The sequence below is a fragment of the Blautia sp. AM28-27 genome (assembly GCF_003480905.1).
Lineage (GTDB): Bacteria > Bacillota > Clostridia > Lachnospirales > Lachnospiraceae > Fusicatenibacter > Fusicatenibacter saccharivorans.
This window is the reverse complement of sequence record NZ_QUJK01000004.1, coordinates 90414-105371: the sequence shown is the minus strand read 5'-3', so window position 1 is coordinate 105371 and position 14958 is coordinate 90414. Positions and strand designations below refer to the sequence as shown.

The 14958-nt window shown below is 49.6% G+C and carries 10 protein-coding genes; 9 read left to right on the top strand and 1 reads right to left on the bottom strand.

What is annotated here, in order from left to right; translation table 11 throughout:
* Position 1 precedes the first annotated feature (1 nt).
* The 6 genes from DW743_RS08365 to pulA all read left to right on the top strand — a co-directional run bounded on the left by DW743_RS08365 (position 2) and on the right by pulA (position 12048).
* Positions 2-1732 (top strand): sensor histidine kinase, encoded by a 1731-nt coding sequence (locus tag DW743_RS08365; protein ID WP_158568552.1) that lies wholly within the window; start codon positions 2-4, stop codon positions 1730-1732.
* Complete coding sequence (locus DW743_RS08360; protein ID WP_117761303.1) at positions 1729-3474, top strand: extracellular solute-binding protein; 1746 nt, start codon at positions 1729-1731, stop codon at positions 3472-3474. The genes DW743_RS08365 and DW743_RS08360 overlap by 4 nt, the downstream gene beginning before the upstream one ends.
* Positions 3475-3751: 277 nt before the next feature.
* Positions 3752-5065 (top strand): extracellular solute-binding protein, encoded by a 1314-nt coding sequence (locus DW743_RS08350; protein ID WP_117510163.1) that lies wholly within the window; start codon positions 3752-3754, stop codon positions 5063-5065.
* Positions 5066-5166: 101 nt separating this feature from the next.
* Complete coding sequence (locus DW743_RS08345; protein ID WP_117761299.1) at positions 5167-6540, top strand: carbohydrate ABC transporter permease; 1374 nt, start codon at positions 5167-5169, stop codon at positions 6538-6540.
* Complete coding sequence (locus DW743_RS08340; RefSeq protein ID WP_227094136.1) at positions 6540-7418, top strand: sugar ABC transporter permease; 879 nt, start codon at positions 6540-6542, stop codon at positions 7416-7418. Before DW743_RS08345 ends, DW743_RS08340 begins: the two co-directional genes overlap by 1 nt.
* Positions 7419-8082: 664 nt before the next feature.
* Positions 8083-12048 (top strand): type I pullulanase, encoded by a 3966-nt coding sequence (gene pulA / locus DW743_RS08330; RefSeq protein ID WP_117761295.1) that lies wholly within the window; start codon positions 8083-8085, stop codon positions 12046-12048.
* Between the two features lie 221 nt (positions 12049-12269).
* On the opposite strand, the gene DW743_RS08325 is transcribed toward pulA, so the two are convergent.
* A complete protein-coding gene (locus tag DW743_RS08325; RefSeq protein ID WP_022463049.1) occupies positions 12270-12650 on the bottom strand; it encodes a 4Fe-4S binding protein in 381 nt (126 codons plus the stop codon).
* 320 nt (positions 12651-12970) lie between these two features.
* On the opposite strand from DW743_RS08325, the gene DW743_RS08320 reads away from it, so the two are divergent.
* The 3 genes from DW743_RS08320 (at position 12971) to DW743_RS08310 (ending at position 14955) form a co-directional block, all read left to right on the top strand.
* Complete coding sequence (locus DW743_RS08320) at positions 12971-13795, top strand: C39 family peptidase (RefSeq protein ID WP_158568551.1); 825 nt, start codon at positions 12971-12973, stop codon at positions 13793-13795.
* Positions 13796-13863: 68 nt separating this feature from the next.
* Entirely contained in the window at positions 13864-14121 is a 258-nt protein-coding gene (spoIIID, locus tag DW743_RS08315; RefSeq protein ID WP_055225733.1) for a sporulation transcriptional regulator SpoIIID, read from the top strand.
* Between the two features lie 87 nt (positions 14122-14208).
* Entirely contained in the window at positions 14209-14955 is a 747-nt protein-coding gene (locus DW743_RS08310; protein ID WP_117761291.1) for a copper homeostasis protein CutC, read from the top strand.
* Positions 14956-14958 lie beyond the last annotated feature (3 nt).

The following is a 14958-nucleotide window of genomic DNA, read 5'->3' as shown; positions in this document are numbered from 1 at the left end:
GATGACATCATTTGCCGCTAGAATAAAAAAAGCATTTTCAGATATGAAGGTACACCGGAAGCTTATCGTGGCTTACGTTCTCACAGGACTTTTCCCAATGTGCCTGATGTTCACACTGTTTTACACCCAGATGCGTCGTGTACTTGTCGAGCGTGAGATCAAAAATCTGCAAACCACCTTTGATCAGGCAGTGGACGATGTGAATACGGAGCTTGCGCTGCACCAGAGTATGTCGGACTATCTGGCATTCGACCAGACAATTGTTCAGATTGTAAAGGCAGAAGACAAAAACAGCTTCGAAGCATACGAGCGCATGGTGAAAGAGTTTGATCCGATGATGGATTCCTTAAGTTATTTTTACCCGGAAATCCGACAGTCTACGGTCTATGTGCGTGATTTCGTCATTCCGCACGGCACGTATCTGCGTCCGGCGCGGGAAATGGAAAATGATGAATGGACAGCACCGGCAGACAATGATGTTCACTGGTATGCTGATATGGATCAGGGAACGGTGACGCTGGTGCGGTCTATGCCGCTGATTGATGACGGAAAAGGCGGTTTTTTATACATTTCCATGGACTACAGTAAGATTTTTGGCTCCATGGAGCTTACAGTTAATGAGGATTACGGTGTTTTCGTCTACAATGAGGACAAAGAAGTGCTGTATGAAAATCAGAAGATGACCAGGAATGCAAAATACCAGATGGAATTTTCAGACTTTCAGAAGATACAAAAAAAAGAGAAGCAGAATACAGCGAACTACATTCTCCTGGAAAAGGAGATTGAGCAGAATGGATGGCATGCCGCGTGCTATCTGCCGAAAAAAGGCATCATCAGTCCGATGCAGCCGATTCTTCTGATGGTTCTTCTGATGTGGGCAGGCTGCGTTATTTTCTCTGCGGTCGTGATTATGAAATTCTCCGGAAACATGGCGCACCGCCTTGAAAAGATAAAAATGACAATGTCCGAGGTAGAAGAAGGAAATCTGGAAGTGGAACTGGTTTCTACAGAAAGGGATGAAATCGGTGATCTGACGCGTGGCTTTAATCAGATGCTGTCACGCATCCGTCAGCTGATTCAGGAAGTCTATGAGAGCCGCATCCGCCAGAAACAGTATGAGATGACGGCGCTCCGCGCACAGATTAACCCGCATTTTCTGTATAATTCCCTGTCGCTGATCAACTGGAAAGCGCTGGAAATCGGTTCGGATGATATCAGCAAGGCGACGCTGGCGCTTTCGCGGTACTACAGGACTTCCCTGAACAAAGGCAAAAATACGATGTCCATCCGCGAGGAGATCGACAATGTGCGTTCGTATCTGCAAATTCAGGAAATGTTTCATGACTACAGCTTTACGGTTAAAATGGATGTAGCGGAGGATATTCTGGATTACCGTACATTGAACCTGATTCTGCAGCCGCTTGCCGAAAATGCGATTGCGCATGGAATTGACCGGCGGCGCGGCAGTGAGCCCGGCGTGATCACAATCAGCGGACGGCGTGACGGAAATTGTGTGGTACTTTCCGTGGCAGATAATGGTGTTGGTATGGAACAGGAGAAAGCACAGACAATTTTGACGGAGAAGAGCAGCGGCTACGGTGTGCGGAATGTCAATTCCCGGATTCAGCTCGAATACGGAGAAGCGTATGGTCTTTCGATTGAGAGTGAGCCGGGAAAGGGAACAAAAGTGACGGTGCGGATTCCGGGCGTGGAAAGGGAGGTACAGGCATGATGCAAAAAAAACTTGCGGCAGGCCTTGCTGTACTGCTGGCAGCGGGAATGGCGCTGAGCAGCTGTGGAGAAAGTGGCGCAGCAGGAAATGATTCTGTTTCCGATGCTGCCGGAAATGAGGCTGCGGCTCTTACGGAAGCGAAAACAACGCCGTACGGACGTTACCCGGAAACCATCACGTACACGCTGGCAAAAATGACGGGTGTGAATAATTCCAATCTCCCGGAGGGAGAAACCTATGAGGACAATGCCTATACACGCCTGATCCGCGAAATCATTAATGTACAGAACGAGGATGTTTATGAAAACTACGGTGATACCTATAACGTTGGCATTTCTACCATGATTGCAACAGGAAACATTGCCGATATCATGGTTGTGGATCAAAAAACGATGAATGCCATGCAGAAAAACGATCAGCTTGCCGATCTTACAGAGGTTTATGCAAATTGTGCCAGCGACCGTATCAAGGATATTTATGCAAGCTACGGTGAGGAGATTCTGCAGGGCTGTACCTTTGACGGAAAGCTGATGGCATTCCCGGAAACCAACATTTCGGACGGTCCGAATCTTCTATGGGTGCGGAAGGACTGGATGGAAAAACTGGGACTTTCCGTACCGGAAACGATCGATGATGTGAAACATATTGCGTTGACGTTTGCAGAGGAGAATCCGGCAAACCAGGAGATGGGTAACATCGGTCTTGCAGTCAGCACAACTCTGTACGGCGGCACGGGCATTTCTTCGGAATACGGCATGAATCTTATTTTTGCCTCATTTGGTGCATATCCGGGAAGATGGCTGACGGATGCGGAAGGAATGCCGGTTTATGGTTCCGTTCAGCCCAATGTAAAAGACGCACTTGGCATGCTGGCCGACTGGTACCAGGAGGGCGTCCTTGACCGGGACTTTTTGATCCGCACACAGGATGACATTGCCGAGCTCATTGCCCAGGGACGCTGCGGCATTTTCTTCGCACCGTGGTGGGCACCGAACAACCCGCTCTGGCGCTGTCATGAGACGGATCCGGAGGCCGACTGGCAGCCGTTTCTGATTCGGACCGGGAAGGATGGAAGTGTGCGATACTGCAACGAAAAGCTGACCGGAAATTATGTGGTAGTGCGAAAAGGGTATGAATATCCGGAGATTGTGCCGAAGATTCTGTCGGTGATGTTTGATTATATGCGCTATTCCTACGATGATCCAAGGGGAGAATTTCAGCAATATTATACGGGAAATATCGATCCGACGGCACGCCCCTTAGCAATCAATCTCGACTATAATCAGGCACTGACGATCTGTTACGAAAATCTGCAGGCGGCACTGAACGGGGAAAAATCGGAGGATGAGCTGGAGATTTTGGAAAGATCGTTCGAAAAGGTATGCCGCGCCTATCTGGAGAACCCGAAAACAGCGAGTGCGGAGGAGTGGAGCGCGTATTTATCCCGTATCACAGCCTGCTCGCTTTTAAGCGACGAAAAGATTCAAAGAGTGAATACGATTTATCCGACCCGGACGAAGACCACAGAAACATATCGTTACACCTTAAAAGAACTGGAATCGGAGACCTTTTTAAAAATTATCCGGGGCGAGTCTGAGCTTTCTTCTTTTGACGACTTTGTAAAAGAGTGGCAGGAGGAAGGCGGAAATGAGATCATTCAGGAGATGATTCAGGAAAGGAAAAGCCTGAGTTCACAGGAAAATCAGAAGACAGAAGAAAAAGCCGAGCAGAAGGCGGAATAAAAAACAGAAGAGGAGGCAGGACGCACCGGAAAAACGGTGCGCGGCCTCTTTTTTTGTTGCGGAAAAGAATTCTGCAGATTGCGGAAATGATTTTCCGGATACGCTCCGGTGTAGAAATGTAACGTAGAAATCCAACATAGATCATAGATTCTTGATATTTCAGAAAAATCCGCCAACTGCTATAATAAAATCAATAAGAACGAGAGATACCAAGCAGCAAATGCGATATGACAGCAGACGTTCCAGAAAGAAAAATCATATAAGGAGGATTTTCAATATGAAAAAGAAAGTAGTATCTATTATGATGACCGCAGCACTTGCAGTTGGCATGCTGGCAGGATGCGGAAACAGCGACAGCGGTTCTTCAAATGCCGCTTCCGGAAACGATTCCAAGAGCACATCCGAGGCAGGAAGCACAAGCGCATCTGCTTCCAACGCAGCAGAGGAAGAGGAAATTACCACAACCCTTACCGTATGGTCTCCATCAGAGGATCAGGCAAGCGACAGCGGTGAGTGGCTGCAGACCATGTGCAATCAGTTTGCAGAGGAGCATCCATCCTGGCACATTACCTTTGATTACGGTGTATGCGCAGAGAGCGATGCAAAAGATACCGTAACACAGGACGTTGAAGGAGCAGCAGATGTTTACATGTTTGCAAACGACAACCTGACATCCCTGATCGCTGCAAACGGAATTTCAAAACTCGGCGGACAGACAGTTGAGGAGGTAAAAGAGAACAACTCTCAGGCAATTGTAGATTCCGTATCCGTTGACGGCGATATCTACGGTGTACCATTCACCACAAACACCTGGTTTATGTACTATGATAAATCTGCATTCACTGAGGATGAAGTGAAAAACCTGGATACCATGATCGCAAAAGACAAGATTTCCTTCCCGATTACAAACTCCTGGTACATTGCTTCCTTCTACGTAGCAAACGGCTGTACGCTGTTCGGTGAGGACGGAACAGACGAGGCAGCAGGCGTTGACTTCGAAGGCGATAAAGCAAAAGCAGTGACCGATTACCTGGTTGACCTGGTAAACAATCCGAACTTCGTATCTGATGCAGACGGATCCGGTCTTTCCGGTCTGCGTGACGGTTCTGTAAAAGCAATGTTCTCCGGTTCCTGGGATGCATCCGCAGTTAAAGAGGCACTCGGTGATAATTACGGTGTTGTACAGCTTCCGACCATCACCATCAACGGCGAGGAGAAACAGATGAAATCCTTCTCCGGTTCTAAAGCAATCGGTGTGAATCCGAACTGTGAATATCCGCAGGTTGCAGTTGCTCTTGCAAGATATCTCGGAAGCGCAGATGCTCAGAAAGCACACTATGAAATGAGAAACGTAGTTCCGTGTAACGAAGAGCTGCTTTCCCAGATCACAGACGATGCACTGGTAACTGCTCAGAACGATACCTTCAACAATACTTCTATCATCCAGCCGTTCGTTAAGAATATGAGCAACTACTGGACTCCGGCAGAGAATTTTGGTAAATCTCTGGTCAACGGTGAAGTTACCCATGATAACGCTGCAGAAATGACAGAGAAACTGAACACAAGCATGAATACTTCTGCAGTCGAGTAAGCAAGACAGGCACTGAAGTGTTCGGAAATCAACAGGATTGAAACCACAGGCATTGTCAGACACCAGGATTGACAATGCCTGTCTTTCGGAAAGGATAGATTATGGCATCATTGAAAAAACGCGCCAAAGAGTTTGAGACTCCCTATCCGGTGACAAAAGCCATCACAAAGGGCGATGCGGTCACGAAACTTTCCATGTTTGTCATGGGACTGGGAAATCTGGCTCACAAACAGATCGTAAAGGGTATTTTATTTCTGGCAGTAGAAATTGCGTATCTCCTGTTTATGATCGAAGGCGGTATCAACAATCTCTATCATCTCATCACCCTGGGCGGCCGTGCGCAGGAAGAGGTGTGGAACGAGGCCAAGGGTATTTATGAATATACCGGCGGCGATATGACAATTCTGTTCCTGCTCTACGGAGTAGCAACGATTTTTATTACGGTTCTCTTCTTTATGATCTGGCGTGTCAATATGAAGAGCGCTTATGAGGTAGAGTGTCGTGCAAAGGAAGGGAAACATATCAACACCATCAAAGAGGATCTGGAAGCACTCGTTGACAAGAGACTGCACTGGACCCTGCTGACACTTCCGATTCTCGGTATTGTGATTTTCACAATCCTTCCACTGGTCTTTATGATCTGTATGGCTTTCACCAGCTACAGTAAAGTCGGCGACCATCTGACGATTTTTCACTGGGTTGGACTGAAAAATTTCAGTACGGTTCTTGGCATGGGCAACTCGATCGGCAAGACATTCTGGTCTGTTCTTGGATGGACCCTGATCTGGGCTGTGCTCGCTACCTTCCTGAACTATATTCTTGGTATGATTCTTGCGATTGTCATCAATCGTAAAACAACCCGCATCAAGGGATTCTGGAGATTCTGTTTTATGCTCTCCGCTGCAATTCCGCAGTTCGTTTCTCTTCTTCTGATGCGTACGATGTTAAAGGACAACGGCCTGATCAACAACCTCTTGGTTCAGGCCGGTCTGATCAGCAGTCCGCTTCCGTTCCTGACAAATGCGACCTGGGCGAGAGCAACGGTTGTTATCATCAACCTCTGGGTTGGTATTCCGTTTACCATGATGCAGGTTACCGGTATCTTACAGAACATTCCGGGTGAGCTTTACGAGGCAGCCCGTGTTGATGGCGCAGGTCCTGTGACAATTTTCTTTAAAATTACGCTGCCGTATATGCTGTTTGTCACGACTCCGTATCTGATTACGACGTTTACGGGTAATATCAACAACTTCAACGTTATTTATCTGCTGACTGCAGGAGCACCGGTTCCGGTCGGAGCAACCGCCGGAAAGACGGACCTTCTGGTTACCTGGCTGTACAAGCTGACGGTTGACTTACAGTACTTTAACGTTGGTGCGGTTGTCGGTATTCTTACCTTTGTCATTCTGGCTGTGGTTTCACTGATCACGTACCGGAATACTGGTTCTTACAAGAACGAGGAGGGATTCCAATAATGAATAACAAAGAGAAAAAAACACACTCCATGAAAGCGCGTGGAATGATTTCCGATGTGATTGTACATGTGGTTCTGGCACTGCTTGCGATTGTGTGGGTGATTCCGGTTCTGTGGATTGCACTCTTAAGCTTCAGTACACAGAAGGGATCTTATGTTACCAGCTTTTTCCCAAAGGGATATACGCTTCATAACTATGTGCGTCTGTTTACAGATACGCAGGTGTTAGACTTTCCGCAGATGTTTAAGAACACATTTATCATTGCGGTGTTCAGTTGTCTGATTTCTACAATATTTGTGCTTTCGGTTTCTTACTGCATGTCGAGAATGCGGTTTAAAATCCGTAAGACTTACATGAACATCGCGATGATCTTAGGTCTGTTCCCGGCATTTATGTCGATGGTTGCTGTCTACTATATTTTAAAGGCAGTTGGCCTTTCGGAGGGATCGATGATCCGTGTGGCATTGATTCTGGTGTACTCGGGCGGTTCCGGAGCGGGATTCCTGCTTGCAAAGGGATTTTTTGATACGGTTCCGAAGGCACTGGATGAGGCGGCTTATCTGGATGGAGCAACGAGATTCCAGGTATTTACGAAGGTGACAATTCCACTGAGTAAGCCGATTATTGTGTACACGACTTTGAGTGCATTTCTGGGACCGTGGCTGGACTTTATTTTCGCAAAGGTTATCTGCAGGGCGAATGCGAAGTATTATACGGTTGCACTGGGTCTGTGGAAGATGCTGGAGAAGGAGTATATCGACAGCTGGTATACTTGCTTTGCGGCGGGAGCGGTTTGCATTTCGGTGCCGATTGCGATTTTGTTTGTTGTAATGCAGAGATATTATACAGATGGGCTTTCAGGAGCCGTCAAAGGATGATTTGTGGAGCAGCCGATGAGGGGTCGGCTGCTCTATTTGTGTGTGGGGGACGGATCTGACTCCGGCGCCGTGGCACCTGCCGCACAGACGGGCGCGGTGGCATCGGCGGGCGGATGATGACGTGTGGGAGGCGGTGGATTGAGGAACCGAGGCTATTCGACAGGAAATCTGATGATTTCCCGTCTCAGAGCCTCTTGACTTCCGGCCTGGATGGCCGTCCGTCATCCTCACCCCACTGCCTCCCACGCGTGCATCATCCGCATGCCGCCGATGCCAATGCGCCCGTCTGCGCGGCAGGTGCCACGACGCCGGAGCCAGATCCTGGGGTTGAAGGACGGGAGGAGGGGCTGGATCTGCCCGGAGGGCAGATCGGCGTGAGATTGTTGTGTGGAGAGGTGGGAGTGTGTTGGGGACGGGAGGAGTGGTCTGGATCTGCCCGGAGGGCAGATCGGCGTGAGATTGTTGTGTGTGGAAGGGGAGAGTGTGTTGGAGGACGGGGAGAGGGGCTGGATTCGCCCGGAGGGCGAATCGGCGTGAGTTTGTTGACTGGTGCGAAGTTTGGAGATAGAATGAAAAAAAATATTTCCGGAGTTTTTTGTGCTTGATTTTATGAGAACAGAAAAGTTCCGGGAACATATTGTGTGAAATTTGGAGGTTTTGCGGTATGGATAGGATTCGACTGAATGCTTCGGAGTGGATGGATTTTCGGAGTGGAGAAAAGAAGTGTTTTTTGCTGACAAACGGACTGGGAGGTTATTGTTCGCTGACGGTGATGGGGAATGCGGCGAGGAATGATCAGGCGCTGTTGATGGGGGCACTGAAGGCGCCTACGGTGCGGGAGCATCTGATTTCGAATGTCTGGGAGACGTTGGAGGTGGATGGAGAGGAAACGGAGCTGTTTTCACAGGAGTTTGTGAATCGGACGCAGAATGTGGAGGGGTTTCGGTTTCTGGAAGGATTTGAGATGGGGAGTCTGCCGGTATGGTTTTACCGGGTGAAGGGGATTGAAATTGAGAAGACGATTGGGATGGTTCAGGGGGAGAATACGGTTCTTGTCCGGTATCGGGTGAGAAGTGGGAAGAAGGGGAGTTTTTCGGTTCGGCCGGTGATGCGGTTTGCGGCGAAGGGAGAGCAGCTGCAGGAGGGGCAGAATTTTGCGGTGGACCGGAAGTGCATTGCGAGTAATGGTGTGATTCTTTCTTATGGAACGAATGGGGAGCTTCAGATGGAGAAGGAGAGGATCTGGAGGGATTTGTTTTTTGAGCAGGATGCGCGGGATGGAAGAGATGGCATCGGAAGTGCTGTCGTGAATCATCGGATTCGGTTTGAGATGACGGGAGACGGCAGGGAGCAGGTCTTTTTTGTTGTGTATAGTCTCGCGGATGATGTGGATAAGTGGGATGAGGAAAGGATTGCGCTGTGGATAGAAGAGGAAGAGAAGCGGCAGGAGGCGATTGCGGAAAAGTCCGGGATTTCTGATCCGGTGGGAAAGCGGCTGGCGGTGAGTGCGAGTCAGTATATTACGGAACGTGCATCGACAGGTGGGAAGAGTATTATGGCTGGTTTTCCTTATTTTGCGGACTGGGGGCGGGATACGATGATTTCGCTGCCGGGGTGCACGCTGGCAATTGGGGAATATGAAGAGTGCAAGAGCATTCTTCGAACCTTTATGGCATATACAAAAGAAGGACTGATGCCGAACCTGTTTCCGGAGGGGGATGCGCTTCCGATGTATAATACGGTGGATGCGGCCCTTTTGTTTTTGGATGTGGTGTATGAGTATTACCTTGAAACAGGAGATCTGGAGTTTGTGTGCGAGGCGTTTCCGGTGATGGAGGATATTGTGTTCTGGTATCAGAAGGGAACGGATTTCCATATTAAAATGGACAGTGACGGGCTGATTATGGCCGGGGGCGGTCTGGAACAGGTGACGTGGATGGATGTGCGGATTGACAAGGAGCTGCCGACACCGCGTCACGGGAAGCCGGTGGAGATTAATGCGTACTGGTATAATGGTCTGAGGATTCTGGAAGAGCTGGCGCCGTTTGTCGGAAAGGATGGATCGGCGTATGGGAAGCTTGCGGAGCAGGTGAAGAAGAGTTTCCTCGAAAAGTTCTGGATGGAAGAGGAAGGATATCTGAAGGATGTGCTGAACGGCACGTATGAAGAGAAGCAGTTTCGATGCAATCAGGTCTTTGTGCTGGCGCTTCCGTTTCAGATGATGAGTCAGAAGCAGGGGCAGCGGATCTTACAGGCGGTTAAAGAAAAGCTGTATACGACAGCAGGACTGCGGTCATTGGAGATGGAGGATCCGGCATTTCATCCATGGATCGGCGGAAGCCAGCCGGAGCGTGACAGGGCATATCATCAGGGGACAGTCTGGGGATTTCCGCTTGGGGCGTATTTCCGTGCGGTGCTGAACTATTTCCCGAAGGAGGGAAAACAGGAAGTGCGCCGCGGACTGGACCGTCTTGCGAGCTGGATGCAGGAAGGATGCCTGTTTCATCTGGCGGAGATTTATGATGGTGCGGCGCCGGTGATGTCGAAGGGCTGCTATGCGCAGGCGTGGAGTGTCGGAGAGATTCTGCGGGTTTACAAAGAAATGGAGGGAAAGAAGATGAATGCGGTGGTGAAAAGAACGCCGGCGGAGTGGAAAAGCTTTTTTGAATCGGAAGAATTTGTGGAAAACTTTACGTATGAAGGGGATGACCTCGGTGTCTCGGTGAAGAAGAGCAGGGAATGTGATGGAAACTGGCAGATGCCGAAAAAGGATGAGCAGTTTGTGACAGAGTGGAAGCTCTGGGCGCCGACAGCAATGGAGGTTTCGCTGGAGCTGTTTTCACGTGGCAGCAGCCGGGAGTACGGGGACCGAAAAATAGCCTCGATTGCGATGACGCGCGGCGAAAAGGGTGTCTGGAGTTGTGCATTGCAGGGAGCGCGGTATGGAACGTATTATACGTATCACATTCTGCACTCAGATGGCGTTTTTGATACGGTCGATCCGTACGGCGTGGCTTCCGGTGTTGATTCGGAGCGGAGTATGGTAGTAAATCTTGCAGAGACGGACCCGGTGGGCTGGGAGCAGGATAAAAGACCGGAAATCCGGCCGGAGGACCGCTGTGTGTATGAGCTTCATGTGAAGGATTTTTCAAGCGATCCGAATTCCGGTGTTTCGGATAAGCACCGTGGAAAGTTTCTGGCATTTACGGAAGAAGGCACAACACTGAATGGAGACGGAATTCATGCGACAGGGCTCGATTATCTGAAGTCGCTTGGCATTTCTCATGTGCATCTGCTTCCTGTTTTCGATTTCGGAAGTGTGCCGGAAGACGATGCGGAAGCGTTCAACTGGGGCTACGACCCGGTGCAGTACAATGTGCCGGAGGGATCCTATGCAACCGATCCTTTCCACGGAGAGGTACGTATCCGGGAAATGAAGGAAATGGTTCAGGCACTGCATAAAGCCGGCATCGGCGTGATTATGGATGTGGTATACAATCATACGTATAATCTCGATTCGCCGCTTCAGAAAACAGTTCCTTATTATTATTACCGTGAATGGGAGGACGGCACGATTTCCAATGGCTCCGACTGTGGAAACGAGACGGCAAGTGAGCGGGAGATGTTCCGCCGCTTTATGGTTCACTCGGTTTGTTACTGGGCGAAGGAATATCATATCGACGGTTTCCGCTTCGATCTGATGGCACTGCATGACACGGAGACCATGAATGCGATCCGCACAGCTCTGAACCGGATGCCGCGCGGCGAGGAGATTCTGGTTTACGGTGAACCGTGGAAAGCAGCGGCAAGCGCAATGCAGGAGGGATATTTCCCTTCGGATAAACAGAATATCGGAAAGCTGATGGATGGCATTTCCATGTTCTGTGACGATACGAGAGATTCCATCAAGGGAAGTGTTTTCATTGCCGCAGAGGGAGGCTATGTCAATGGAAAAGAGCGTCTTTCAGCAGGAATACTTTCCGCGACAGACGGCTGGCTGGACGGAAAAGGAGCCTATGAGCCGCGCAATGCGAGCCAGCTGATTCCGTATGTGTCGGCACATGATAATTATACACTGTGGGATAAATTAAAACTGTCCGATCCGAAGCGGAAGGAGGATGCGGAGCCGGATTTTGACAAGATGGATGAGCGGACGCTTTCGATGAACCGTCTGGCGGCGGGCATTGTGATGACCTGCAAGGGAATGCCGTTTTTCCAGGCGGGTGAGGAATTTGCGCGCACGAAGCATGGCGAAGGAAACAGCTTCAAATCGTCGTGGCAGCTCAACAAAATTGACTGGACACGCGCCTTAGAGCAGGAAGAGCTGGTGGACTATTACCGTGGTCTTCTCGCTCTGCGCCGAAAATTTCAGGCATACGGAACGTGCGAGCCGGACTGTAAAAAGACATTTTTCCGTGAAAACCAGATCGCAGGTTACGAACTGGAATACCCGGATGGCCGCGCAGTCTGCGTCTTCTACAATCCATGGGAAAAAGAAGCTTTGCAGAAACTCCCGGAAGGAAACTGGAAACTGCTCTGCGATGGAAAACGCTGTGCAGAGGATGGAGCAGAGATGAAAGAAAGCATGATGCTTCCGGCAAAATCGATGGTTCTGCTGGCGCGGGAGTAAAATTGTAAATTTTGTCCCTTTTTGTCGGAATGCCGTCTGTGGAAACGGGCATCGATCATTCTGCCAGGCAGCGAGCGGGAATCAATTGTTTTTCGTTTAACATAAAAATACACTGTGGAATTGTCCGACGACGTTCCACAGTGCATTTTTATGTTTATGTGAGCAATGAGTCAGGATCTGTGCTTACACGAGATCCCGACGATATCTCAGAGTTCGGATCATTATTCGTCCACAACTTCCAGTACATCCATCGGACAGGCTTTCGCGCAGATACCGCAGGCAATACATTTGGAAGCCGGATTGCCCTCGGTTTTTACGATCAGGCCAAATGGACAGGCCTTCGCACAGGCTCCGCATCCCGTACATTTTTTCTTGTTGATCATGTAAACGCCCTTCGGGTTCTGGGTAATGGCGCCTTCCGGACAGGCCTCGGCACATTTACCGCACTGCGGACAGGCAATCGGGCGGACAGCCTTTTTCTCTACGATCTGCAGACATGCCTTGTCCGGATCAAATACCTTATAAAATGCCTCAGAACATGCTCCCACACAGGCAAGACAAGCCATACAGGTGCTGCCTTTTTTTACTTTCAGTTTTTTCATTTGTTTTATCCTCCGCTTAAAGTTTGTATTTTCCTTATTCTACTATTTTTGATATTTTTTCTCAACGATATTTCCAGAATTTGCCATCATTTTCCTGCTTGCGATTTTTCTTCCATCTTCCATTTCGCATGGCTCTGCATAGCTACAAAAAATCTTAAGGAAGCGGACAGAAAAATTGCAGTTTTTCTTCGGAAAATATACAAAAAGAAAAATCGGAAATTTGTTATGATGAAAGAGAAGAATGTACTCTCAATCATCTCACAAAATCAGGAATGGAAAGATTTTGGGAGTACACAATAAGATCGGGAGGGGGATTTTTCATGATCCGTGAAAGCAATACACTGACATGGCAAGAGACGGCAGAACGAAAAAAGATGATGCGAAGAAGAGAAAGAGTGCGGAGACGAAAAAGAAAGGTGTGGCGAATCCGCGGGCTGCTGCTGTTACTTAGCTGTCTCCTGATTTTGGGCGGTGTGCGGCACTTCCGGCAGAATCCGATCCAGCGATATGCGAAAGCAAACGGCATTTCAATGGATCAGTACCCGGAGGATCTGCTATCGCTTTATGAGAGAAACAATGAGACGGAGACGTTCGTTGAAGAATATCCGTTGAAAAAAGAGGAGGAGCCGGAGATTGACCTGAGCGACCTGTCATCCGCATCGGAGGTTCCGCTTCTCTTGCAGTGGGATCAGAGATGGGGCTATCACCGATATGCCGGTGAAGTGATGGGATTAAGCGGCTGCGGACCGACAGCACTTTCCATGGTTGCCATTTTCATGACCGGCGATATCACAAAAAATCCGCGCTGGGTCGCCGATTTTGCCTCACAGAACGGCTATGCCGTAGACGGCAGCGGAACCGCCTGGTCTCTGATGCTGGAAGGAGCCCGGCAGATCGGCCTTTCCAGCAAAGAAATCCCTGTGGAACGGGAACGGGTGGAAAACAACCTGCAGGCCGGAAACCCCATCATTGCCCTGATGGGACCCGGGGAGTTTACCAGCAACGGTCATTTTATCGTTCTTACCGGATTGCAGAATGGCAGACTGAAAATCAACGACCCAAACAGCAGAAAAAATTCCGAAAAAACCTGGGATATCGATCAGGTGCTGGAACAGACAAAAGCGGTATGGGTATATTACAAATAATAAAATAGAAGACATACCCATCATAGCCTCCGAATACACTGTAAAAACAGCGTCTTCGGAGGCTTTTTGTGAGGGACTATATCGAGGAGCGTGCTGTAGAAACAGCGATTTACATGATCGAGACGAAAGCGACAGTACGGCAGACGGCGAAAAAATTCGGGGTGAGCAAGAGCACTGTGCATAAGGATCTGACCTCGCGGCTGGTGCTGGTGAATCCGCAGCTGGCGGCGGAGGCGCGGAAGATTCTTGATGTAAACAAGTCCGAGCGCCACATCCGCGGCGGGATGGCGACGAGGGAGAAGTATCTGCATCAAAAGCAGAAGTGAACGAAAGTGAACCAAAGAAGCTCTTTCCTAATCGCCCTAAATAGGGTATGATAGAGAAAGAAAACTTACGAAAACAGAGGGAATTTTATGAACGATTATATCCTGGAAGTCTGCGTGGACTCGGCGGAGTCGGCGCTTGCGGCGGCAAAAGGCGGAGCGAGCCGGCTGGAGCTGTGTCAGAATCTGGTGATCGGCGGAACAACGCCGAGTCCGAAGCTGTTTGAGGTGATCCGCAGACAGACAACCATTCCGATTCATGCATTGATCCGCCCGCGGTTCGGGGATTTCTGCTACACCCCATATGAATTAGAAGAAATCCGCGAGGAAGTCGCGATGTACCGCGAACTTGGTGCAGAGGGCGTTGTGGTCGGTGTGCTGAAAGAGGATGGAACGATGAATATGGAGGCAATGGAACAGCTGATGGAGGCAGCCGACGGCATGTCCGTGACGCTGCACCGCGCGTTCGATGTCTGCCGCGATCCGAAAGAAGCGCTTGAGCAGGCGGTATCGCTCGGTATGAACACCATTCTCACCTCCGGTCAGCAGAACAGTGCGGTAAAAGGAGCAGAGCTTCTCGCCGAACTGCAGCGCCAGGCGGCGGGACGCATCCGTATTCAGGCGGGCGGCGGTATCTGCGCGGATGCGATCCGCGAGCTGTATCCGAAAACCGGCGTGACCGCCTACCACATGTCCGGAAAAATCGAACTGGCGAGCCCGATGCAGTACCGGAAAGAAAATGTGAACATGGGACTTCCATCCTTAAGCGAATACACCCTCTACCGCACTGATGTCAAAGCCGTGCGCAGCGCGAGAGCGGTACTGGAAGAACTTTAAGAA